The 22,298-nt window shown below is 63.8% G+C and carries 18 protein-coding genes; 9 read left to right on the top strand and 9 right to left on the bottom strand.

What is annotated here, in order from left to right:
- Window positions 1-2 precede the first annotated feature (2 nt).
- Window positions 3-1,805, top strand: a complete 1,803-nt coding sequence (locus BUA26_RS01560; RefSeq protein WP_255368123.1) for a GGDEF domain-containing protein — start codon at window positions 3-5, stop codon at window positions 1,803-1,805.
- Window positions 1,806-1,988: 183 nt separating this feature from the next.
- Here BUA26_RS01560 and BUA26_RS01555 read toward each other — a convergent pair whose 3' ends face one another.
- From BUA26_RS01555 to BUA26_RS01540, 4 genes are all read right to left on the bottom strand, one after another.
- On the bottom strand, window positions 1,989-4,772 hold the full coding sequence (locus tag BUA26_RS01555; RefSeq protein WP_072757281.1) for a M14 family zinc carboxypeptidase: 2,784 nt from the start codon (window positions 4,770-4,772) through the stop codon (window positions 1,989-1,991).
- A 116-nt stretch (window positions 4,773-4,888) separates the two neighbouring features.
- Window positions 4,889-6,184 (bottom strand): hypothetical protein, encoded by a 1,296-nt coding sequence (locus BUA26_RS01550; RefSeq protein WP_072757279.1) that lies wholly within the window; start codon window positions 6,182-6,184, stop codon window positions 4,889-4,891.
- A 68-nt stretch (window positions 6,185-6,252) separates the two neighbouring features.
- Entirely contained in the window at window positions 6,253-8,553 is a 2,301-nt protein-coding gene (locus BUA26_RS01545; RefSeq protein WP_072757277.1) for a transferrin receptor-like dimerization domain-containing protein, read from the bottom strand.
- An 86-nt stretch (window positions 8,554-8,639) separates the two neighbouring features.
- On the bottom strand, window positions 8,640-10,160 hold the full coding sequence (locus BUA26_RS01540) for a hypothetical protein (RefSeq protein WP_255368122.1): 1,521 nt from the start codon (window positions 10,158-10,160) through the stop codon (window positions 8,640-8,642).
- 174 nt (window positions 10,161-10,334) lie between these two features.
- On the opposite strand from BUA26_RS01540, the gene BUA26_RS01535 reads away from it, so the two are divergent.
- The 5 genes from BUA26_RS01535 to BUA26_RS01515 all read left to right on the top strand — a co-directional run bounded on the left by BUA26_RS01535 (window position 10,335) and on the right by BUA26_RS01515 (window position 13,299).
- Window positions 10,335-11,117, top strand: a complete 783-nt coding sequence (locus tag BUA26_RS01535; protein ID WP_072757275.1) for a class I SAM-dependent methyltransferase — start codon at window positions 10,335-10,337, stop codon at window positions 11,115-11,117.
- 125 nt (window positions 11,118-11,242) lie between these two features.
- Window positions 11,243-11,428, top strand: a complete 186-nt coding sequence (locus BUA26_RS01530; RefSeq protein WP_255368121.1) for an oxidoreductase-like domain-containing protein — start codon at window positions 11,243-11,245, stop codon at window positions 11,426-11,428.
- A gap of 23 nt (window positions 11,429-11,451) precedes the next feature.
- Window positions 11,452-12,222 (top strand): dimethylarginine dimethylaminohydrolase family protein, encoded by a 771-nt coding sequence (locus tag BUA26_RS01525; protein ID WP_072757272.1) that lies wholly within the window; start codon window positions 11,452-11,454, stop codon window positions 12,220-12,222.
- Between the two features lie 5 nt (window positions 12,223-12,227).
- On the top strand, window positions 12,228-12,698 hold the full coding sequence (locus BUA26_RS01520) for a GNAT family N-acetyltransferase (protein ID WP_255368120.1): 471 nt from the start codon (window positions 12,228-12,230) through the stop codon (window positions 12,696-12,698).
- A 91-nt stretch (window positions 12,699-12,789) separates the two neighbouring features.
- Entirely contained in the window at window positions 12,790-13,299 is a 510-nt protein-coding gene (locus BUA26_RS01515; protein ID WP_072757267.1) for a DUF1993 domain-containing protein, read from the top strand.
- Window positions 13,300-13,333: 34 nt separating this feature from the next.
- Here BUA26_RS01515 and BUA26_RS01510 read toward each other — a convergent pair whose 3' ends face one another.
- Entirely contained in the window at window positions 13,334-14,368 is a 1,035-nt protein-coding gene (locus tag BUA26_RS01510; protein ID WP_255368119.1) for an HDOD domain-containing protein, read from the bottom strand.
- Between the two features lie 534 nt (window positions 14,369-14,902).
- Complete coding sequence (locus BUA26_RS01505) at window positions 14,903-15,625, bottom strand: rRNA pseudouridine synthase (protein WP_072757263.1); 723 nt, start codon at window positions 15,623-15,625, stop codon at window positions 14,903-14,905.
- A gap of 962 nt (window positions 15,626-16,587) precedes the next feature.
- Between BUA26_RS01505 and BUA26_RS01500 the strand changes: the two genes are divergently transcribed.
- The 3 genes from BUA26_RS01500 to BUA26_RS01490 all read left to right on the top strand — a co-directional run bounded on the left by BUA26_RS01500 (window position 16,588) and on the right by BUA26_RS01490 (window position 20,253).
- The gene (locus BUA26_RS01500; protein WP_072757261.1) at window positions 16,588-17,565 is read left to right on the top strand and encodes an LLM class flavin-dependent oxidoreductase; all 978 of its coding nucleotides are present in this window, start codon (window positions 16,588-16,590) and stop codon (window positions 17,563-17,565) included.
- A gap of 314 nt (window positions 17,566-17,879) precedes the next feature.
- A complete protein-coding gene (locus BUA26_RS01495; RefSeq protein ID WP_072757259.1) occupies window positions 17,880-19,220 on the top strand; it encodes a hypothetical protein in 1,341 nt (446 codons plus the stop codon).
- Window positions 19,221-19,395: 175 nt separating this feature from the next.
- On the top strand, window positions 19,396-20,253 hold the full coding sequence (locus tag BUA26_RS01490) for a PA4780 family RIO1-like protein kinase (protein ID WP_072757257.1): 858 nt from the start codon (window positions 19,396-19,398) through the stop codon (window positions 20,251-20,253).
- Window positions 20,254-20,275: 22 nt separating this feature from the next.
- On the opposite strand, the gene BUA26_RS01485 is transcribed toward BUA26_RS01490, so the two are convergent.
- From BUA26_RS01485 to BUA26_RS01475, 3 genes are all read right to left on the bottom strand, one after another.
- Window positions 20,276-20,707, bottom strand: a complete 432-nt coding sequence (locus tag BUA26_RS01485) for an FKBP-type peptidyl-prolyl cis-trans isomerase (protein WP_072757255.1) — start codon at window positions 20,705-20,707, stop codon at window positions 20,276-20,278.
- A gap of 74 nt (window positions 20,708-20,781) precedes the next feature.
- Window positions 20,782-21,387: a cation efflux transmembrane domain-containing protein gene (locus BUA26_RS01480; RefSeq protein WP_255368118.1), complete on the bottom strand. Its 606-nt coding sequence runs from the start codon at window positions 21,385-21,387 to the stop codon at window positions 20,782-20,784.
- 6 nt (window positions 21,388-21,393) lie between these two features.
- On the bottom strand, window positions 21,394-21,951 hold the full coding sequence (locus BUA26_RS01475) for a YaeQ family protein (RefSeq protein WP_072757252.1): 558 nt from the start codon (window positions 21,949-21,951) through the stop codon (window positions 21,394-21,396).
- Window positions 21,952-22,298: the final 347 nt, after the last annotated feature.

Genomic DNA, 22,298 nt, shown 5'->3' with positions numbered 1-22,298 from the left:
CGATGTTTTCCTTGGGCAGACAACGCCGGCCTTGCTTTGCTGGATTGATCTTGCTTGTAGCTATGCTGGTAGGCACGGCTGTTGCGGCTGTGCCTACCATCGATGATCCTGCGCAACTGCTCAAACTGGCAGACAGCATCAAGACGTCGGATCATCCCGAGTTCCTGCAGCTCATGGGGCGGCTCGATGGTGAGGCGACCAAACTCTCCTCACAGCAGCAGCTTTACCTGCGCTACCTCAAAGCGTGGGAGGCCGGTTATCAAGGCGACTACGAAACCGCCACACCGCTGCTGAATGCGGTTATCGCGGAGTCCATGGATGCCACGTTGCGGTTTCGCGCGGGCACGACCTTGGTGAACAACCTTGTCATTGGATCCCGCTATGAGGATGCTTTTGCGCGAGTAAGTCAATTACTCGATCAGCTGCCACAGATTGTTGACACGAATGCCCGCATACAGGCCTTGGGGACTGCCGGATTTCTCTACAACGAAGCAGGTCAATACGATCTGGGTCAGCACTACGCAAGCCAGATGCTTTCGGAAAATTTGAACGATGAGGGTAGTTGCAAAGGCAGGTTCCTTCAGGCTCAGTCGCTGTATCAGAGCGGCAAGTTCACGACACTGGACAAGCAGCCAGGCGACGCCATAGCTGCCTGCAACAAGGCATCGGAATTCATCTTCGCCAATACCATACGTTTCTATGTGGCGAGTTTTGACATTCAGCATGGCCACTCATCCGCCGCTATCAAACTTTTGCAGGAGAACTATGCAGACGTCCGACGTATCGGCTATCCCGAGCTGATTTCGGATTTTGATTCGTCGCTGGCGCAGGCGTACTGGAACGAAGGCGATATCGCGCTGGCGAAACAGTATGCGCAGGCCGCCGTCGATGACGGCGTCAAGCACGAGTTCACGAAGTCGCTGACCAGCGCTTATGAATTGCTGTATCTGATCGCAAAGAAGCAGGGCGACCTGGACGCCGCCCTGATCTATCACGAAAAATACATGGCCGCCGACAAGGGCTATCTGAACGATGTAAGCGCAAAGGCGCTGGCTTTCCAGACGGTGCGGCAGCAAGTCGTGGCGAAGAAGCTGCAGATCGACGCACTGAACAAGCAGAACCAGATCCTGCAGCTGCAGCAGTCGCTCGACAAGAAAGCCTCTGAAACGAGTCGGCTGTATATTTTGTTGCTGCTGGTGGTGCTGGCCTTCATCGCGTTCTGGACTTATCGAATCAAGCGCTCCCAACTGCGTTTCATGAAGCTGGCCCGCCGCGACGGTCTCACCGGCATTTTCAACCGGCAGCATTTCGTGAGTTCGGCCGAGCTGCAGTTGCAGTACTGCAAGAAGTCGGGGCGGCAGGCCTGTCTGGTGCTGATCGATCTGGATCACTTCAAGGTCGTCAACGATACCCATGGACATGCGGTGGGTGACCGCGTGCTCAAGCGCGCCGTGGAAGCGTGTGAGCAGCATCTGCGCTCCACCGATATCTTCGGCCGCCTCGGCGGCGAGGAATTCGGCATCGTGTTGCCCGAATGCACGTTGGACCAGGCAGTCAATCGGGCCGAACAGATCCGTGTGGCGATCGCCACCGCGGTCACCGACGACGACATGCCCGGTATTCCGATCTCTGCCAGTTTCGGCGTGGCCACGATTGCCCGCTCCGGCTACGAACTGCGTCAGCTACTGATCCATGCTGACGATGGGCTGTACCTGGCCAAGCGCGAAGGCCGCAACCGGGTCAGCGTGTGCTACGACACGCAACCGCGCCAGCGGGTCGCTGGCGTGGCTACCGATCGTGCGTAAGATCGCTTCGAAAACTTCCGACATCGTCATTCCGGCGCAGGCCGGAATCGCTCTTCAACAACGAACAGCGATTCCGGCCTGCGCCGGAATGACGGTTTGTGGGTGTGGGGCTGTGGAGGTGTTGGCGTGGAGGAGGCGAATTGGCATGGATGCTTGGCGGAATGGCGATAACGGCGTAGCGCGTTATTCGGTCTTCCTTTCGGCTTCCGATTTTGCAGCCTGCGTATCCAATCGGTCGAAGTTGACGATCGCATTGAACACCAGCGGATAGCTGCCGATCGTTTCGCCGCGCCAGATCGGATTGCCGGCAAACAGCAGCACATGACCCTTGCCATAGCGGGCGTCGACCACGGCGGCGCGCTCGGCCATCTCGTCGCCGCCGTCGAGCAGGCCGGAAATCAGCAGATGCGCGGCGTCGGTGTAACGCAGGATCACCTGTGGGCGCTGCCCATCCGGGAGCACCCATGGGTTGTTGCGCATCTGTTCGGCGTTCAGCGGCAACGCCTGCCACGGTTTGACGTCGGGCAGTGCGGGAGGCTCGACTGAGGCACGTCCTTCGGGCGTGTCGGTGTCGTGCGGGCCGCCGCGCCCGGTCGGGCGCTGGAAGTCCTTCGCGTTGGGCAAGCCCTTATCGCCAGTGACTAGGTTGGACAAGGTGAACGACTGGCCGGCGGCGCTGTACAAGGCCAGCTCGTCGCGGGTGTAACTGGTGGCGATCGGACTGCTGCGATCGACGAACTTCGCCTGCAGCACGCTGCCGACGACTTTCAGCTTGCTGGCGGGCGTGACGAACACGCCCGGCGCCATGCCGGTGTCGATCGCGAATTTCGCGGTGTCCTCGGCGGTGATCAGCAGGCCGCCGGCCTGCACGAACTGCTTGAGATGGGCGACGCCACTGGCGCCGAGGCCGGGGCGGATGTCGTCGGTGGAATCGATGTGGCCGAGGTTGGGTGTCAGCCTGGTGGTCTTCCACGGCAATGGGTTGCCCCACATCGGCAGGCCGTCGATGATCTGCTGCGTGCTGGTGCCGCCGATTGGGCCGAACAGGATCACGTCGTACTTCGCGCGCAGGTCGCCGGCCTTCGCCACGTCCTGGGTGCTGATGTAGTCGTACGGCACGTGCAGCTTGTCCAGCGCCATCCGCCACCAGCCCTCGGTCTGGGTATCCAGCCAGGTGTGCATCAGCGCGATGCGCGGCAGCTTCGCATCCGGCATGTCGACTGCGGCCAGCCCCTGCGGTACTGCGATCGGCTCGCTGAGCAGACTCATCGGTGTCTTCAGGATGGTGTTGTCGGTGACCCGCACAACCTGCACATCGAACAGGTCGCCCATCGACCAGCCGGTGTCGTCGTACGGATGCTGCTGCGGATCCTTCGGCGACCAGTATTGGCGGTCGAGCAAGGCGTCGACGATGCGCGAATACGGTTGATCCATGCGCATCACGTAGCTGCCGGCGGGGAAGGTCCGGGTGCTGGTCTTTTGGGTCTTGCCGTCGTCCTTGCCGTCGTTCTGTTTCGGCAGCGTTACGGTGACAGGCGCGTCGGTGCGGCTGACCTCGGCGTGCTGTAGCTGCAGGATGCGCAGCAACTGGGCGCGCGAGCCGCTGCGCGTGTCGTCGGCGGGAAACACATACGCGGCCGGGCCGGCCTGTTGCGGCTTCTCGATCGAGCGCTTGCTCTTCAGGTAGAAGTTTTTCAGGAACAGCTGGCTGTTGCCGGAAAAATAGTTCAGCGCGGTGAGCAGGCCGGTCTGTTCGTAGTTGTTGTTGTCGCGCTGCGACCAGAGCACGGTCGGCAGCGGCGGGTTCGGCCGATACCAGGTGCGCTGATAGTCGTTGGGTTCGAGGATGCGCTGTACGGTGTCGGCGCCGTCGTTGCCGAAAGTCTCGTACAACCGGCTGACGCCGTTGTGCATGGCTGCAATGAACATCAGATAGCCCGGGCTCCAGGTGTCGAAGTCGCCGTGGGTAAACACGCCGGGCATACCCAGCGAGGTCATCTGCTGCACGTTGTCCCAGCCCAGCTGCTGCCATTCGCCGGTGAGGATAGGGTCGATCCAGGCGTTGTACGGGCCGTCGCCCACCGTGTTGTCGTACAGGAACGGCACCGATTCGTGCAGGTCGTGCAGTACCTGGGCATGCCAGCCGATATAGGTATCCGCCACGTTGCGGGTGAGGTTCAGCGTCATCGCCATCGCGTCACGGTTGTTGTCGTGCGCGACGTAATGGCCCCAATACAGCAGCGGGGGATAGTTCTGGCCGGGATGCGCCAGATGCCAGTTGTACAGATCGACCATGCGATCGCGGCCATCGACTTCGACCACCGGTGTGATCAGCGTGATCACGTGCGAGCGGATGTGCCGGATGTATGGCGCGTCGTCCACCGCGAGGCGATAGGCCAGCTCCATCAGCGCGGTCGGCGCGCCCGTCTCAGTGGAATGGATGGTGCCGGTGATGTAATAGACCGGCGTGGACTGCGCGATCAGCTGGTCGGCGGTGGCGTCGTCCATGCCGATGCTGCGCGGATCGGCCAGCTTGGCCAGGCGCGCCTTGTTCGCGTCTAGGTCGGCCAGCAGGCTTTCGTCGGCGATCGCCACCGCGATCATCTCGCGGCCTTCCTCACTCTTGCCGATGGAAAACACCTTCACCCGTGGACTGGCCGCGGCCAATGCGCGGAAGTAGAGATAGACGTCGGCCGAGTAGGGCAGGAAGTTCGGTGCGCCGGAAATGTGGCCTAGCACTTTCTCCGGCGTGGGTACGGTAGCGGAGGCGGGCAGGTAGTCGGTCAGTGGCGAATTGAATGAGGGGTCGGTGGTGAATTTCAGGATCTGGTCGGTATAGGCCTGATCGACCGGTTGTGCCGGGTCGCGCGCATACGGTGCCAGGCCTCCCGGCGCGGTCGCCGCGACAACGCTGGCGGTACCAAGCGCCAGCAAGGCGACGAGTGAAAGTCGGATGGACACGCGCATGATGTTGACGCCCCTGTATCGCATGGCAACAGATCGCTGCACTCTGCCAGAACGGGAACGATCGCGTGTAGCCCATCAGTTGGGCAACACGATGGCCATGCCTGGCGGGAGCATCACTAAAGCGCGACGTCGTCCCGAGCCAGCACGTGCCCATTCACATCGATGTAAGTCAGCCGGTATTTCCCGGGCCGCAGATAAAGATCGCCGCCGGGCTGACCCTCGGCGACATGTACCTGGGTCATGGGCAACTCGCTCAAGGACGTCGGCTCCAGCACCAGGCGATCCGCCGGAATCGCGTCCGGGCTCTCATCGGCATGGCGAGCCTCGACGAGGCACGGATACCGGCGTACGCACCTGAGGCCGCTGACGAAGTACGGCTTGCGCTCGTCGCCCAGGGTCAGCCAGGTGGGACGCCCGTGGCGCAGCGTCTGAGGCGGAAAGAACACGCTGACGTCGTAGCTCGTGCGTAGCGCCCAGGGTTCGCCTGCCTGGTTCTGAAAAATGATCGGCACCTTCGGCCGCAGTTTCTGCATCACGGCGGTGTAGCAGGGATGATCGTCGTCAGCCGACCGATGTGGAAACAGCACGGTCTGTTCAATGGTGAGCGGGTCGATGCCAGTGAGCTTGCGCAGGTGTTCGGCCATGGACGCGCCGCCGAGGAACGTTCCCGATTCCCGGATGTGTTCATAGCCGGCATTGACCACCAGCCGCGCGTGCGGATCTTTCTGGAAGACCTGGCGATAGAGGTTGTCGGCCTGCTCGGCTTCGCGGGCATCGCCGGTCGCGTCCGAAGTGGCTTCGTAGGCGATCACCTTGAAGCCGAGCTTCAAGGCGGTGCGTACCATGTCGGCGTAGATCGGTTCTTCGGTATAGAAGCCGCTGCCCTCGACCGGATAGCCGCGCGCTTGCAACCCGGTGTCGGTCTGCGAGAGCGTTTCGGCCGCGAAGTAGTCGAAGCCTTCCGCGCGCAGGCGGGCCAGCAGTTGCACGGTCAGGATGCGAGTGAGCGGCACGTTGTGCGCTTCGTTGAAGAACACCGCCCGATAGTTCCTGGCCAGCTCGGGAATCGCTTCGAGTGCGGGGCGGGCGGTGTATTCGGAGCCGGACAGCGGCGGTGGACTGTCCTGCGGCAGTTGCGCCTGCTTGATGGAAAAGGTGGCCGAGGCGCCGGGATAGTCGCCGAGAAAGGTCTGATACCAGCTCAGGTACTGGTCGAACATCTGATGGAAGGCGGGATCCCTGTTGCCGGCATAGGCTGCGCGCATGACCTGGTAGCGGGCCAGCAGCCCCTTGTGCCGGTCGGCTTCGTGCACGATGTTTCCGTACACGCGCGAAGCCTCGGCCTGACGGGCCTGCCACGAGTCGGCCGATTGCGCGTGAGCTGCCGCCGACATGCCGGCAAGCAGCAACATGCATGCAAACCTGACTCCTGTTCGAGGCAATGGCATGAGCTCCAGGGTGCCCGTTTCCGTGAACGGACTTACTTGTTCAATAGTGCAGTCAGCTGATCGAGTTGCGCGCGATAGCGGTCGAGCACGTTCGCGGTAACCGTGGCGTAGTGGTTGGCCTCGTTCCAGCGGCGGGCTTCGATCGCTTCGCGCACGCCGGGCATGGTCTTGACGTCGTAGCCGGTGAGCATGCCCGGTGCATAGATGAAATGCTTGAACCAGGCGCGGCCCGGCAGGCCGGCGGGATCGGTCAGGGCCTGCTCCAGGCTGCCCATCAACTGGTTGAGCTGCTGCTGTTGCGGAGCCGGCATGTCGAAGCCTGCGGCGGCGCGTTTATCGTAGGCCGCCTGATACGCTTGCGCGCTCTGCTTGAGCTGCTTCGAGGCTTGTTCCAGCGGGGCCAGGTCGATCGCGGGCATGTCGGAGTCGCGCGCGGGCGGCGCGAGCGGCCGGGTCGGGTCGGCGGTTAGCGTGAACGCGTGCAGATCCAGCAACTGGTGCTGCTCCTCGGTAGCCTGGCGGGTGTCGTCGACCAGCTTGTGCAGTTCACCCACATAGCGGTCGAGCGTGCTGCTGAAATCGCCGAAGCGCAGGGGCAACACGCTCGCATCGGCGGTGCGTAGCACGACGTGGCCCGCGACTTTGGAGAGCGCCACGCCGTACTCGAAGGTGGGGTCGCCGAAGCGCGCGTAGTGGTCGAACGAGTCGTAGCGCGAATGGTAGATGCCGCCGTTGTCGTCCTCGCCGCTGAAGCCGAGGTCGAGCGAGGCGATGCCAAGATGTTCCAGGAACGCGCTGTAGTCGGAGCCGGAGCCCAGCGCCTGGATCGGCACGTCGCCGCCTGCTGCCGCCAGCTTGGCGTTCGCCTTGGCCTCGGGCTTCGCATCCTTGCTGAAGCCGGCGACCAGCATGTGCGCGCGCATGCGTTCGCGCACGCTGACGTGGGTTTCCGGATCGGTCACGCCCTCGGCAACCTGGTTGACCAGATGCTGCAATGAATGGCTGCCGCCAGCATCGAGGAAACCGCGGCCGTTGGTGTCCGAGTTGAGGTACAGCACGGCCTTTTTCTGCAGTTCGGCTGCGTGCGTCTCGGCCCATTCGGTCGAGCCGAGCAGACCTGGCTCCTCGCCGTCCCAGCTCGCGTAGACGAGGGTGCGTTGCGGCCGCCAACCCTGTTTGACCAGTTCGCCGATCGCCTTGGCCTCGGCCATCAGGGCGACATTGCCGGCGAGCGGGTCCCAGGCACCGAACACCCAGCCGTCGTGATGATTGCCGCGCACGATCCATTGGTCCGGTGCGGTGGAGCCCTTGAGCGTGGCGATCACGTCATAGATCGATTTCTGGCTCCAGTCCGACAGCACGGTGAGGTGCGCCTTGGCCGTGCCGGGACCGACGTGATACGTCAGCGGCAACGCACCGCGCCAGCCGGACGGCGCCACCGGGCCGGTCAGCGACTGCAGCAGCGGGGTGGCGTCGGCATAGGAAATCGGCAGCACCGGAATCTTCAGAATGGTTTTCGCATCCTTGATCGCCAGCCGCTTGGCCTCCGGGGTGGAACCGATGCCCGGCGTCAGTGGATCACCCGGATACAGCTGCATGTCGGCCACCGAACCGCGCTGCACACCTTGCGCGGGGCGCCAGCCGCCTTGCGGATAGGCATCGCCCTGGGCGTAGCCGTCGTCGTGCGGATCGGAATAGATCAGGCAACCGACGGCACCGTGTTCCTGCGCAAGCTTGGGCTTCAGACCGCGCCAGCCGCCGCCGTAGCGGGTGATCACGATCTTGCCGCGCACGTCGATGCCGCGGCGGGCCAGCTCTTTGTAGTCGTCCGGCATGCCGTAGTTGGCATAGACCAGCGCGGCGGTGACGTCGCCGTCGCCGCCGTAGACGTTGTAGGGAGGCAACGCACCGGGTGTGTTCGAGGTGGCATCGCCAGCGACGGCGGGCTCTTTCAGCACGGCGGTGTACGGGTGCGGACCCAGCAGCTCCAGCGCCACCTTCTTCGGCGTGGGATACAGCACGCTGAACGTCTCGATATGCGCGTCCCAGCCCCATTCGCGGAACTTCGCCAGCATGAACTCGGCATTCGCCTTGTCGTGCGGCGACCCCACGTGGTTGGGCCCGGATGACATCTGCTTGAGCCAGCTGCGCTGATCAGCGGGGTCGAGCAGGGCGTCGAAGCGTTGTTCCAGGCTCTGCTGAGCGGCAGCATGGGCGGGAGTGAAGCCGAGCATGGCGCCATCGTCGTGACGGGCCTGGTCGGTAGCGGCGGCCATGAACGTAGCCAGCACGCCAGCCAGTGTCAGCAGCGGGCGGATTTTCCATCGAGTCATCGGGTCTTGCTCCCCATCGGTTGATCGTCGGGCGGATCGCGGTGCTGGCCTGTTCGGGTGACCATCCACCAGGCCGCATCCGCTTGTTATACGTGGAGGCGATGAAGCTTGCCCGGGACAGTAGTCATGCCTACGACACCTGCGGGCCTTGATCTGACTTGGCCGAAGAGCGGGCGAGCCGAAGCTTGCGGGTCTGCGGAGCTCGTTGCGGCCCCGGCCTTTGGCGGTGCCTGAGGCGGGTCTGAGTGGGTGGATGATTCGGCATGATTTTCATCCCGGACGGTAATGTCCTGCCGGAACAGCACATGAGCGTCTTGATCACTGAAAGTCAGTCTGTATTTACCGGGCCGAAGATAAAGGTCGCTGACCGGTGCGCCTTGATGGAAACGAATACGTTCCTCTTCCACGGCATTCGGGAGTACCGGATTGAGCGCTACGAGGTCGGCTGGAATCGCGTCGTCACCTTCGTCGGCATATCGTGCCTCCACCAGGCATGGGTATGAACGTCTACAGCGTTCGCCGCTGACGAAATAGGGCGTGCGCAGACCGCCGAGAGTGAGCCATGTGGGGCGTCCGTGCCGCATTTGCTGTGGCGGAAAGAACACACTTACGTCATACCCTTCTCGCAACGACCAGGGCTTGCCGGCTTTGTCCGTGAACACGATCGGCATCTTCGGCTGCAGCTTTTGCATGACCGCGGCGTAATACGGATGATCGTCGTCGCCGGACTGATGCGGAAATAGCATGGTCTGTTCCACAGTGAGTGGGTCGATGCCGGAAAGCTTGTGCAGATGCTCGGCCATGGAAGAGCCGCCGAGATAGACACCCGATTCCTGGATATGCGCGTAACCGGCATCGACCACCAGCCGTGCCGAAGGATCTGCCTTGAATACCTGCCGGTCAATATTGCGCGCCTGTTCGGCTTCGCGGGCGTCGCCGGTGGCATCGGAGAGCGCCTCGTAGGCGATCACCTTGAAGCCCAGCTTCAGGGCGGTGCGGACCATCTCGGCGCAGATCGGCTCTTCGGTGTAGAAACCACTGCCTTTGATCGGGTAGCCGCGTGCCTGCAACCCGGTGTCGGTCTGGTAGAGCGTTTCGGCGGCAAAATAGTTGAAGCCTTCTGCACGCAACTTGCCCAACAGCTGCACGGTCAGCGTACGGGTGAACGGTATGTTGTGCGCCTCGTTGAAGAACACGGCGCGGTAGTTTTTGGCCAATTCGGGAATGACCTCCAACGCTGGATGGGCGGTGTCATCGGGGTCGTCCAACGGCGAAGGGCGGTCGTCCGGCAGCGCCACCTGCCTGATCGAAAAGCTGGCAGCGGCGTCCGGATAGTCGCCGATGAAGGTCTGGTACCAGCTCAGGTACTGGCCGAAGATGATATGGAAGGCGGGGTCCTGGTTCTGCGCATGGGCGTCGCGCATCACCTGGTATTGGGCCAGCAGGCTTTTGCGCTTGTTGGCGTCCTGCATGATCTGTTCGGACTTCTGCGACGCAGCGATCTGTGCCGCCTGCCATTGCGCGGCCGACTGCGCATGGCACGGCAGGCCGGGCAGGGACAATAAAAGCGCCAGGATTAACGCCGGCAAGGGGGTACGGCTTGGCATCGGGTCCTCCGTGCTGCAGCACACTGGGGCGTGCGTGTATCAGCCTGGGCGAAGCAGGGCCGCAGGTGAGCATGGAGCATGAACCGTGGCAGCGCCCTGTGCCAAGCGGCACAGGGCCGTAGCCCCCATTCGGGAGCACAATTCAGGACCCTTGCTCACTAGAGGAGTACGACCATGCGCTCCACCGTCATTGCTGTGTTGCTTGCTGTCGCCCTTCCCACCGTGGCCCTGGCCCATGCCCAGACTGCGAACGCGCACGAAGCGTCGGTTTCCGCCGCGGTGCAGAAAGCGGTCAATGATCCGGCCCGCCACCCCGATAGTTCCGAGGATGCCCGCCGCAAGGTCGGCGCGGTGATGATGTTTGCGGAAGTGAAACCGGGCCAGAAAGTGGCGGAGCTGATTCCCGGCAGCGGCTACTTCACCCGTGTGTTCAGCGCGATCGTGGGGCCGCAAGGCCACGTTTACGTGGTGTGGCCGAACGAGTACGCGAAAGAAGATACCGACGGCGTGGCCGGTTCCGGCAAGCTCGCCGCCGATCCGCACTACGCCAACGTCAGCGTGCTGACCCAGCCGGCGAACCAGCTGAGCGTGCCGGAATCGGTTGACCTGGTGTTCACCTCGCAGAACTATCACGACTACCCCGACAAGTTCATGGGCAAGGTCGACCCCGCGGTGCTCAACAAGCAGGTGTTCGACGCGCTGAAGCCCGGCGGCCTGTGGGTGGTCATCGACCACGTGGCGCCAGCAGGTTCCGGCATGGCCGACACGGATACGCTGCACCGGATCGATCCGGCAATCGTGAAGAAGCAGGTGGAAGCGGCCGGCTTCGTGTACGACGGCGAGAGCAACGCGCTGCGCAACCCGAGCGACCCGCACACCGTCAAGGTGTTCGACAAGTCGATACGCGGCCATACCGATCAGTTCATCTATCGCTTCCGCAAGCCTGCGACCAAGTAACCGCAGGAACACGGCGGGCTGCGTGCACTCACCGCGCGGCCCGCTTGAGCTTCGACGGCGATTGGCGGCACCATCGGCCATCGAGACGGCATGTCCGCCGCATGCGCGATGCAGACAGGAACGCAGTGAGTCCAAGTGAATCCACGTTGCCGGTGCCGGATCCCGCCGATCCGCCGCCCGTGCGTCCCACCGAGCCGGACGCCGCCGATTGCTGTGGCGAAGGCTGCACGCACTGCGTGTACGACCTCTATGAGGAAGCACTCGAACGCTACCGCGTCGCGCTGGCCGCGTGGCAAGCCCGTCATCCCTGAGCCGTATTGTCCAAGGAACCACCATGTGGATTGCCGTTACCCGCGAAGTCAGCTCCGCCCTCGGCGATTGCGAGCTGTCGTATGTGCCACGCGAGGCGATCGATGTGGCGCGTGCCAGTGCGCAACATCGCGATTATCAGCGTGCGCTGGAAATACTCGGCTGCCGCCTGTTGACCTTGCCGGCCGAGCCGGACCTGCCCGACTCGGTCTTCGTCGAGGACGTGGCGATCGTGCTGGACGAGGTCGCCGTGCTGACCCGGCCCGGCGCCTTGTCACGCCGCGCCGAGGTGGCCAGCGTGGCCGAGGTGCTGCGCGGTTACCGGCCGGTGTTGGCGATAGCGGCGCCGGGCACGCTGGATGGCGGCGATGTGTTGCGCGTCGGTCGCACGCTGTATGTCGGCGAATCGGCGCGCAGCAATGCCGAGGGTATCGCCCAGTTGCGTGAGCTGCTGGCTGACCGTGGCTATGCCGTGCAAGGCGTGCCGACCCGCGGCTGTCTGCACCTGAAGTCCGCGGTGACGCAGCTCGGCGATGACACGTTGCTGCTGCAGTCCGAATGGGTGGACCGCGACCGGTTCGCCGACTTTCGGGTGATCGAGATCGACCCCGCCGAACCGCACGCCGCCAATGTGCTGCGTATCGGCGACACTCTGGTGATGCCGGCCAGTTTCCCCCGCACGCGGCAACGGCTGCTCGATGCCGGCTTCCACGTGATGGTTGTCGACGTGTCCGAGTTGCAGAAGGCCGAAGGCGCGGTGACCTGCTGCAGCCTGGTGTTCCGCGCGGACGAGTGATGTCAATGAAGATACGTTACCGTCTGGCCCGCCCGCAGGATGCGCTGGCCATCGGCATGCTGGCGCGCCGCGTGACCCGACGCTGGATCCTGCCGGAGCAACCGCTCAGTGCGGCTGGGCCGCTGCTCTATGGCATGACCGCAAGAGTGATACGGCAGAAGATCCAGGACGGCCAGCGCTTTCATCTGGCGTGGCTGGACGGCGATCGCCTGGTCGGAGTGGCGGCGATGCGCGATGACACCCACTTGTTCCAGTTCTTCGTCAGCACCCGGATGCACGGCCATGGCATTGCGCGTCAGCTGTGGCAGCGCACGATGCGCGACGCGGTACGCCGCGCCGGGACGTGCCATTTCACCTTGAAGGCCTCGGCCATGGCGATGCCGATATACCTGCACTTCGGCTTCGTGCCGAGCGGCCCGTTACTGGTCAGCGATACCGGTCTGGTCACCCAGCCGATGCACCTCGATCTGCGGTGACAGGGCGTTCGTCGATGGCGGCATGCTAGGGATGCTCTGTCGACCGGTTAGGCTATGCCGATCCCTACCTCACCGATCGAAGGAACAGCCCGTGACCGACACGATGTACAGCAGCTCCATCCCCGTCTTCAGGCAGATGCTCGGCGGTCTCGCCGCGATCCTGGCCAAGGCGGAGGCGCATGCGGCCGAGAAGAACATCGAGCCGGCTGCGTTGACCCAGGCCCGGTTGTTTCCGGACATGTTTCCGTTGCGCCGGCAGGTGCAGATCGCCTGCGATTTCGCGCGCGGCGTGTCGGCGCGGCTGGCTGGCGCCGACGTGCCGAAGTACGACGACGAGGAGCAGACGTTCGGGGAACTGCGCGACCTGATCGCCCGCACACTCGGCTTTATCGACGGTTTCTCGCCGGCGCAGTTCGCAGGCAGCGCCCAGCGCGAGATCGTCACTCGCCCGGGCACCCCGAAGGAGCGCCGGTTCGATGGTCGGGCCTATCTGTTGAGCTATGGTCTGCCGCAATTCTTCTTCCACGTCACCACGGCGTACGCGCTGCTGCGCCATAACGGTCTGGATATCGGCAAGCGCGACTATATGGGCCAGTACTGAATGGGCATGTCTGGATGAGCACGTACTGATCGGCTCAGACCCGCCGGGTCTCGTCCGGAAACTGCCTTCGCAGATCCTGCTGGCAGCGGGCCAGCAGGTTCGGCCCGAGGATATCGGGCCAGCTGTGACTGAGATCGAGATCGGCCGCGAGCCGGTCGTGTTCGACCAGCAACTGGGCAATCGCCAGCGTGTCGGCCACCGAGAGCGTCCTGCCCAGTGCCGACCCTGTCGGGGTCGCCGGACCCTGGCATTCGGTCATCGCTTCGATCACCCGCGGCGGCAGCTCCCAGTGTTGCGCAGCTTGCAACGACAGCCGGGCGGCGAGCTGCGAACAGCCCTTGAGAAAGCCGGAGGAGAGCGGCGGAGTCTCGGCAGGCATCAGCTGATCCAGCAAGCGCACCACGGCACCCGTACCGGTGTGGCAGACGATGCCGGCCAGATAGGCTTCGAAAGCATCGCAACCCGCGCTGCGACCCAGCCAGGCGCACGCATGCGCACAGCGCTCGGCGTGCTCCCACAAACGCTCACCCGCCGCGTGGCCCAGCGCGCCCACGTTGGCCTGCAGGATCGGTTTCATGACGTGCTGGGTGATCACCCGGCGCAGTCCCTCCTGACCGAGCAGCACCACCGCATGCTGCAAGCTGGTGATGGGTTGCGCCGAACGGTAGAACACGCTGCTGGTGACCCGCATGACTTCGCCCACCATCAGCGGATCGCGGCCGACCAGCTTGGCCAGTTCGCCCCCGGCGGCCTTGTCGCTCTTCAAGGTGCGCAGCAATTGCGGCAATACGGTCGGCAGGCGCGGCAGGCTGCGCATATCGAAGCGTGTGCTGAGCAGTTCCAGCCGCTTGAGCGTGGCCAGCTCTGTACTATTCGGCTCAGCGGATTGTGCTTCCGGCAGGCCCAGCACGAAACGGTGGAAGCGGTCGTCGATCTCCTCCAGCGACAGCGCCGGCGGCGACACGGGGTTGCTTTTGAGTGCCGGTGCAGGCGTGGCCGTCCGCGAGGCAACGGGCGGCCGCGTGCGGCTGACCGTTACCTCGCGGACGCGAAAAAGGCGCCGCCACATGCTGACCCCCATACGGTGTGTCCTGTCTTCCAGCGCGCCGATTTCGCCCGATCGCTTCTTTCTATCGGCCGGGGGCGGCAGAAGTTGAGCTGCCGGAAGGGTTGCGGTCGATCCGCAGTCATGTCCGGGCCATGTTCGGGAATGGGGGCGGAGTGTTGTCTCGCAGCGGCGGGATGCGGCGACAGGCCACATCCCGCCCGATCTTCATGCGGGAGCCGATTACTTGTTCTTCTTCTTTTCCTGCTTGGCGGCCTTCTTTTCCTTCATGGTCTTGGCCGGCTTTTTCTTTTCGCTCTTCTTTGAATCAAGGCCCTTGCTCATGCTGCTCTCCGTAATGGTTGGATGACTGCGACACGTGACGCGCAGGCAAGTCTAAGCCGTTCCGATGGCGGTTGGGCAGGGTCGGGCCCCGAACAAGCCCACGCCGTTCGCCCTGAGCGTAGGCCCGCAGGGCCGAAGTCGAAGGGCTGCCTTTCGACTTCGCAGCGCTACGCTCAGGGCGAGCGGCGTGGCGTGACGAAACGCGACGGGACTTCAGATGCGTTCGCCGGGCGCCAGGTAACGCCATTGCCCCGGCGGAAGTTTCGCCAGCGGAATGCGGCCCACGCGCAGGCGCTTCATCGCCAGCACCTTGAGCCCGACCGCCTGGCACATCGGTTCGATCTGGGTCGGCTGCAAGACCTTGAACGCGAAGCGCAGCCGCTGTTCGCTCTGCCAGCTGACCTTGATCGGCGGCATCGCGTAGTTGTTGAAGCGCAGGCCGTGGTTGAGCAGGGCCAGTCCGTTGGGGATCAGCGCGCCCTCGACGTCGACGACGAATTCCTGTTCGACCCGCTCGATGTCTTCGGTCAGCTTGCGGGTGACGCGCCAGTCCTGGGTGAAGATCAGCAGGCCGCTGGCGCCGGCCGGCATCGGCAGCGGTGCGGTCAGCCGCTGCAGGTGCCGCTTGAGCGGACGCACCCCGGAAGTGTCATCGGGCGATCGCGTCTGCGGCGTGACCAGCGCGCTGGCCGGGTTCGGGCCGTCGCCGGCGTCGTAGCCAACCGGTTTGTGCAGCACCAGGGTGGCCGGTTCGGTGGGGATCAGTTTGGCGGCGGGATCGAGCTCGACGGTTTGCGTGTCGACCATGAACTGCGGCTCTTCCACCACGATGCCATCGACGTATACCCAGCCGCCCTCGATGTACTGCTCGGCCTCGCGCCGCGAGCACTGCGCCAGCGCGACGACACGTTTGGCGAGGCGAACCGGTTCAGTCATCGAGGTGCGCCATGAAGTGAGAATGAGCCATTGTAGACGTCGGCAGGAGCGCCTGTAGAAGCGCCTTCAATCACGATGCTCTGGCTCACTCCATTGCCGGACCAGAGGCCATTGGCTTTCATCCGCCTTCGACCGCCGAGTTACTTTGCACAGCCCTTCTTGTTTGTAGGAGCCCGCTGGCGGGCGATGCTCTTAGCTCTTGCTCTTGGGTTGGTGATTTGAAGCGAAGAGCTTTCGTGCGCCTGCGGCGCCCGAGTCACTTTCTCTTTGTGTGGCCAAAGAGAAAGTAACCAAAGAGAAAGGCCACCCCGCTTGGCGCTTGCCGCCCATCCCTGGGCGGCAAGTCCGTGAGCCGGGGCCGGGCTTTTCGACAGGGCATCCTGCCCTGGCGAAAAGGAGTCGACCTCCCTGTCGACTCCCGCTGCGCGGCCTATCGTCCCCGTCTCACCGCCGCACAGGGGCCCGGGTAGAGCAGCAGGCCATCGTGGCCTGCACTTTTCAGAAGAGCCAGAGCAACAGCCAGGGCGACGCCTCGCTTTGCTTCGGCTTTTCACCGAGTGCGGGCCAGGATGGCCCGCTGCTCTACCCGGGGCCCCTCTGCAGCGGCGGGTGGGTGAAGGAACAGCCCGCAGGGTGGTTCGCAGGGATGCGAACCAGTTTGGCGTCAGGGCAGGAGGCCCTGTCGACAAACCCCGGAACCCACCCGCGGACTTGCCGGGCAGGAAGCCCGGCAAGCGCGTAAGCGGGGTGCTCTTTCTCTTTGGTTACTTTCTCTTTGAGCACGCAAAGAGAAAGTGACTCGCCCTCCGCAGGAGGACGAAAGCTCTTGCTTCAAACAAACAACCAAAGAGCAAAGCCATCGCGACTGAAGTCGCTCCCACAGAAAATAAGGGTGGGCACAACGGTGGCAATTGACACGACTGTCCCCAGATCGGGAACTTCCGATCTGGCGAGAGCGCGACATGATTCCGTTTTCCATTCTTGATCTGGCACCGGTCACCGTAGGCAGCGATGCCGCACAGGCTTTCCGCAACACGCTGGATCTGGCCCGGCTGGGCGAGCGTCTCGGCTACCGGCGTTACTGGCTGGCCGAGCACCACAACATGCCGGGCATCGCCAGCGCCGCGACGGCTGTGCTGATCGGGCACGTGGCTGGCGGCACCTCGACCATCCGCGTCGGCGCCGGCGGCATCATGCTGCCGAATCATGCGCCGCTGCAGGTAGCCGAGGCGTTCGGCACGCTGGCGTCGTTGTATCCGGGGCGCATCGACCTGGGCCTGGGCCGGGCGCCGGGCACCGATCAGCCGACCGCGAAGGCATTGCGCCGGTATTTCGACAGCGCCGATGCGTTCCCGCAGGACGTGCTGGAACTGCTCGCCTATTTCGAGTCGGCGGTACCTGGCCAGCAGGTGCGTGCCGTGCCCGGTGCCGGCATCGAGGTGCCGGTGTGGTTGCTCGGCTCCAGCCTGTTCAGCGCGACGCTGTCGGCCCAGCTCGGCCTGCCGTTTGCGTTCGCCTCGCACTTCGCGCCGGATGCGATGGACGAGGCGCTGGCGCTGTATCGGCGCGATTTCCGGCCATCGGCGCGCTTGCAGCAGCCGTATGCGATGTTGGGCATCAACGTGGTCGCCGCGGACAGCGATGCCGAGGCGCGACGCTTGTTCACCACCCAGCAACAGAGTTTCATCAACCTGCGTCGCGGCCGGCCGGGACTGATCCCGCCGCCGATCGACGATATCGAGTCGTACTGGACGCCGCCGGAAAAACTCATGGTGGAGCGTGCGCTGGCCTGTGCGGTGGTGGGCGCTGCGGATACCGTGAAGGGCGGCATCGAGGCGTTCATCGCACGCCACCGGCCGGATGAATTGCTGATTACGGCCAACGTGTTCGAGCATGCGGCGCGCCGGCACTCGTTCGAGATCGTCTCGGCAACACGATGACCTTGCCAGCGCGTAACGGCACCTGATCGGAGCGGCGGATCCCGCCAGCGAGAAGCTCGTGGGCTAGCGGAGCCTACAACTGCCATGACGACGGCCGCAACAGTCATTTCTTTCAATGACTGCCGAATTCGACTTGCGTCAGCATGCATGGCAAGTCGGCCGGAATCCAGACGGTCATTTCGCCGGCGCAATCGCGGCCGGGCGGCGGTAAGCCATTCGCCTGGTGATCTATGTCCGGTGCAACCGGAATGCAGTGGGGCCGCACGGCCAAGAAGGCCTGCGGCAGGGATATTCAACCAAGGGGGAGAACATCAATGCACATGCGTCAAGGCAGGATCGTCGCGGCTATCGTCGCTTCCACGCTTGCGGCGGGGGTCGCCAGCGCGGGTACGTTCCCGGATTTCGGCTACCAGCCGCCGTCCAGCTACACCGGGCCGCTGTTCCACTTGAGCCAGAATTATCCGCATCAGCAACCGACCGGAAATCCACCCGCGTTCTTCAAGCTGCTGCCGCCCAAGCTCGACAACGATTTCGAACACTGGCGCCCGTATGTCGATGCCGTCGGCAAGTACTGCCTCGAAGGCAACGTCAGCACCAACTGGGACGTGCAGAAGAACACCGTGCGCCAGTGGTACCACATGCCCTGGCAGCACTACGGCCCATTCGGCCGCGAGGGCATCCACGGCCTCACCAAGGAAGCGGAGATCCAGACCAAGCAGCTTGCGCCGACCCAGATCGCCACCGGACAGACCTACGCGGTGGGCATCTACAACGACGTCGGTGCCTACACCATCGGCCAGGTGTGGAAAGATCCACAGAACCCCGATCCTTCGTTCACCTCCAAGCCGAACAGCTTTCACAACGGCACCGTGGTGTGCAAGGCGCTGTTCGCCGACATCGATCTGAAGCAGGTGCCGTTCCTGGTCAATCCGGTGCTGTGGGATGGCTACGTCACCAATACCTTCGAATCGGCTGACCGATCGATCAAGAAGGTGGCGCTGATCCAGATGGATTTCGCCGTGCGCGACACGCGTATTCCCGGCACCGGTTGGGTATTCGGTACGTTCCAGTACAACGGCGCGGTCACCGGCAAGCCCGGCTGGGACAACCTGGTACCCGTCGGTGTGATGTGGGGCAATGACCCGGAGGATACCGGCGACAGCTACACCAACAAGCAACCGGTAACGACGAAAATCAATCCCGATCTGAAGGAAACGGCGATCAATGCCAAGCCGGAACTGCCGCCGACCCACCTGGGCTGGAACGGACGCCTGGACGGCCCGGTAGACAATCCGATCAGCGCCTGCATGAGCTGCCATCTCACGGCCGAGAGCCCGCAGCTGTCGCCGATGAATCCGACGTTCCAGGCGCCGGACAAGGTGCCGCCGATCGGTTCACCGGCATGGATGCGCTGGTTCCAGAACAACATGGCAGGTGTTCCCTTCGATGCCGGCGCGCAGAGCACCGATTTCAGCCTGCAGTTGGCGGGAGGGCTGGCCAATTTCTACGACTGGAAATGCAACGAGGGCGGCATCTTTGCCGACGGCAGGAATGCCTGCCAGCAGGCCGGCAAGCTGCGATTGCAGATGCTGAGGAAGACGCCGGCCAAGGTGTACAAGATCGAGCGCGACAATGTGCTCGAAGAACTGAAGTAAGCCAGCGTGCTGCAGCGAAGCCCCGGCCGATCGGCCGGGGCTTCGTCGTTTTCATGGCCGGTATCGATGCCGCTCCGGTGTGCTCGATGCCCGCGGCGATTCCGGAAAAGACAGGTGGGGCCGCCGATCGGCCATAATGGGCGTTATTCCACGAATTGTTGAAGCTTTCCCACGCATGAAAACACCTAAGGGCCTGCAGGCACTGATCGAGGAGGGCGTGATCGATCAGGTGCTGCGACCGCTGAAGAGCGGCAAGGAAGCCTCCGTCTACGTCGTCCGCTCGGGCGAGGACATTCGTTGCGCCAAGGTCTACAAGGACATGGCGCAACGCAGCTTCCAGGCGCGTGTGCAGTACCAGGAAGGCCGCAAGGTGCGTGGCAGCCGGCAGATGCGCGCCATGGGCAAGGCGACCAAGTTCGGCCGCAAAGAGGCCGAGGCCGCCTGGAAGAACGCCGAGGTCGATGCGCTGTACCAGCTGACCGCAGCCGGGGTGCGGGTACCGAAGCCGTACGGCTATTTCAATGGCGTGCTGGTGATGGAACTGGTCACCGATGCGGATGGTTATTCCGCGCCGCGGCTCGGCGAAGTGGAACTGTCAGCGGACACCGCGCGCGAATACCACCGTTTCCTGATGCAGCAGGTGGCGCGGATGCTGTGCGTGGGGCTGATCCATGGCGACCTGTCCGAGTACAACGTGCTGGTCGGGCCGGATGGTCCGGTGATCATCGATCTGCCGCAGGCGGTCAGCGCCTCCGGCAACAACGCGGCACGGGCGATGCTGCGACGTGACGTGGGCAACATCACGATCAGCCTGTCGCGCTTCGCGCCGGAACTACTGGACACGTATTACGGCGAGGAGATGTGGGCGCTGTACGAGCTGGGCGAGCTGCATCCGGACAGCGAGCTCACCGGTCACTTCGAGTTCGACGAAAGCATCGCCGATGTCGACAGCGTAATGCAGTCGATCATCGACGCCCGCGAGGAGGCGATCATCCGCCAGCAAGGCCGCGAGGCAGCCGCGCAGGACGATTGATCGCCGCAGACCGTCAGTCCGCTCAGTTGCCGACTTTCAGCAACTCCACCTCGAACACCAGTGAAGCGTTCGGCGGGATGTCGTCGCCGGCGCCGCGGGCGCCGTAGCCGAGTGCCGCCGGAATCAGCAGGATGCGCTTGCCGCCTTCGCGCATGCCGGCCACGCCCTGGTCCCAGCCGGCGATCACGCTGCCCTGGCCCAGCATGAAGGAGAACGGTTCGCCGTGATCGCGCGAGCTGTCGAACTTCGCGCCGTGCTTGTCCTTGGCGCTGTCGTCGTACAGCCAGCCGGTGTAATGCACCAGCACGACCATGCCGTTCTTCGCCTCGGCGCCGGTACCGACTTTCTGATCGATCGTGGTGAGCTTGTCCACGCTGCCGGTGGCATGGGCTGGCGGAGCGGCGGTGCAGGCGGCGAGGCCGAAGACGGCGAGCAGGGACAGCAACCAGCGCATGGGTGACTCCATTGAGACGTGGGCGAAGCGGCGATTATCCGGCAAACAGGGCGCGGCGTCCTGATGGATACGGCTCAGGCAGGCAGATCGGTCGCGTCCCGATGCTCGCTGCGCGCGGCCTGCCAGACTTCGCGCGCTGCATCCGCGTTGATCAGCATGATGCCGGCACCGACGACCATGTCGGGCCAGACGGAGTGGGTCATCGCGGTGGCTGCGCCTGCGATCACGATGGCGATATTCGCGAACACGTCGTTGCGCGCCGACAGAAATGCGGCACGGGTCAGGCTGCCGCCGTGGTGACGGTAGCGCATCAGTAGCATCGCGCAGCCGAAGTTGACGAACATGGCACCGAATCCGGTGATCGTCAGCGGCAGCGGTGCCGGCGGTGCGGGAAGCTGAAACTTGCTCCACAGCGCCCACAGCGTGGCGAGCGCAGGCACCAGCAGGATGCCAGCCAGCCCCATGCCCATGCGCGCCCTGGCCTTCAGGCTCCAGCCGAGCGCGAGCAGGATCAGCAGATTCACCGAGGCGTCTTCCAGAAAATCGACGCTGTCGGCAAACAGCGAGACCGAACCGATCGCCAGCGCGACCGCGAATTCGACGCCGAAATAACCCAGGTTGAGCAGCGCCACGATGCCCACGACGCGGCGCAGCGCTGTGTCACGTGTGGTCGCCGGCACGGTCACTCAGTTCACGGTTTCGGTGGGCGCCATGCGGCGCAGCGGATCGACGGCGACCGCATCGGCATCGTTCATCATCTGCAGCTGGCCGTCCTGGATCAGGCACTGCAGCCGCATGCCACGCTGCAGCAGTTCGACCAGTTCGGCCACGGTGCCGGCGGGGATGTCGAGCACGGTGAGGTTCTTGTTGCGGCCCAGCGCCGCACCGACCTTGTTCCACCAGATCTCCGCCGCGTTGCCGCCGTAGTTGATGACGACTACCTGTCGGGAACGGCCGCAGGCTTTGCGGATGCGCGTCTCGTCCGGCTGGCCGACTTCGATCCACAGCTCGATCTCGTCGGTATACGCCTTGCGCCACAGCGCCGGCTCGTCCTCGTCGCTGATGCCTTTGCCGAACTCCAGCCGCGCGTCCGCATACAGCGCGAATGCGAGCAGGCGCACCATCAGGCGCTCCTCGGTTTCTGAGGGGTGCCGCGCCAGGGTCAGTGCATGGGTGGCGTAGTAATGCCGATCCATGTCGCTGATCTGCAGTTCGACTTTGTAGATGGTGGAGTTGAGTGCCATGGAGGTGCCTTGGGACGACAGCCGACTATTCTACGCGGTGAGGTGGTCGACTCACTCTTTGCGATAGGTAAGGGGCTAGCTCTTCTTGTAGGAGCCCGCTGGCGGGCGATGCTTTGGCTCTGGGTGGTTGATTCGAAGCGAAGAGCTTTCGTGCGCCGTAGGCGCCCGAGTCACTTTCTCTTTGTGTGCTCAAAGAGAAAGTAACCAAAGAGAAAGAGCACCCCGCTTACGCGCTTGCCGGGCTTCCTGCCCGGCAAGTCCGCGGGTGGGTTACGGGGTTTGTCGACAGCACATCCTGTGCTGACGCCAAACTGGCCGGCATCGCTGCCGGCCACCCTGCGGGCTGT

It is taken from the genome of Rhodanobacter sp. OK091, assembly GCF_900142825.1.
In the GTDB taxonomy this organism is placed as follows: Bacteria; Pseudomonadota; Gammaproteobacteria; order Xanthomonadales; family Rhodanobacteraceae; genus Rhodanobacter.
This window is presented reverse-complemented; position numbering and strand designations above follow the sequence as displayed.

Bases quoted from the DNA above. Each gene is read 5' to 3' on its own strand.
- BUA26_RS01545 (WP_072757277.1), bottom strand. From the start codon at position 8,553: ATGACTCGATGGAAAATCCGCCCGCTGCTGACACTGGCTGGCGTGCTG.
- BUA26_RS01555 (WP_072757281.1), bottom strand. From the start codon at position 4,772: ATGCGCGTGTCCATCCGACTTTCACTCGTCGCCTTGCTGGCGCTTGGT.
- BUA26_RS01475 (WP_072757252.1), bottom strand. From the start codon at position 21,951: ATGGCACTCAACTCCACCATCTACAAAGTCGAACTGCAGATCAGCGAC.
- BUA26_RS01520 (WP_255368120.1), top strand. From the start codon at position 12,228: ATGAAGATACGTTACCGTCTGGCCCGCCCGCAGGATGCGCTGGCCATC.
- BUA26_RS01505 (WP_072757263.1), bottom strand. From the start codon at position 15,625: ATGACTGAACCGGTTCGCCTCGCCAAACGTGTCGTCGCGCTGGCGCAG.
- BUA26_RS01560 (WP_255368123.1), top strand. From the start codon at position 3: ATGTTTTCCTTGGGCAGACAACGCCGGCCTTGCTTTGCTGGATTGATC.
- BUA26_RS01490 (WP_072757257.1), top strand. From the start codon at position 19,396: ATGAAAACACCTAAGGGCCTGCAGGCACTGATCGAGGAGGGCGTGATC.
- BUA26_RS01525 (WP_072757272.1), top strand. From the start codon at position 11,452: ATGTGGATTGCCGTTACCCGCGAAGTCAGCTCCGCCCTCGGCGATTGC.
- BUA26_RS01550 (WP_072757279.1), bottom strand. From the start codon at position 6,184: ATGTTGCTGCTTGCCGGCATGTCGGCGGCAGCTCACGCGCAATCGGCC.
- BUA26_RS01500 (WP_072757261.1), top strand. From the start codon at position 16,588: ATGATTCCGTTTTCCATTCTTGATCTGGCACCGGTCACCGTAGGCAGC.
- BUA26_RS01540 (WP_255368122.1), bottom strand. From the start codon at position 10,160: ATGCCAAGCCGTACCCCCTTGCCGGCGTTAATCCTGGCGCTTTTATTG.
- BUA26_RS01495 (WP_072757259.1), top strand. From the start codon at position 17,880: ATGCACATGCGTCAAGGCAGGATCGTCGCGGCTATCGTCGCTTCCACG.
- BUA26_RS01535 (WP_072757275.1), top strand. From the start codon at position 10,335: ATGCGCTCCACCGTCATTGCTGTGTTGCTTGCTGTCGCCCTTCCCACC.
- BUA26_RS01510 (WP_255368119.1), bottom strand. From the start codon at position 14,368: ATGTGGCGGCGCCTTTTTCGCGTCCGCGAGGTAACGGTCAGCCGCACG.
- BUA26_RS01485 (WP_072757255.1), bottom strand. From the start codon at position 20,707: ATGCGCTGGTTGCTGTCCCTGCTCGCCGTCTTCGGCCTCGCCGCCTGC.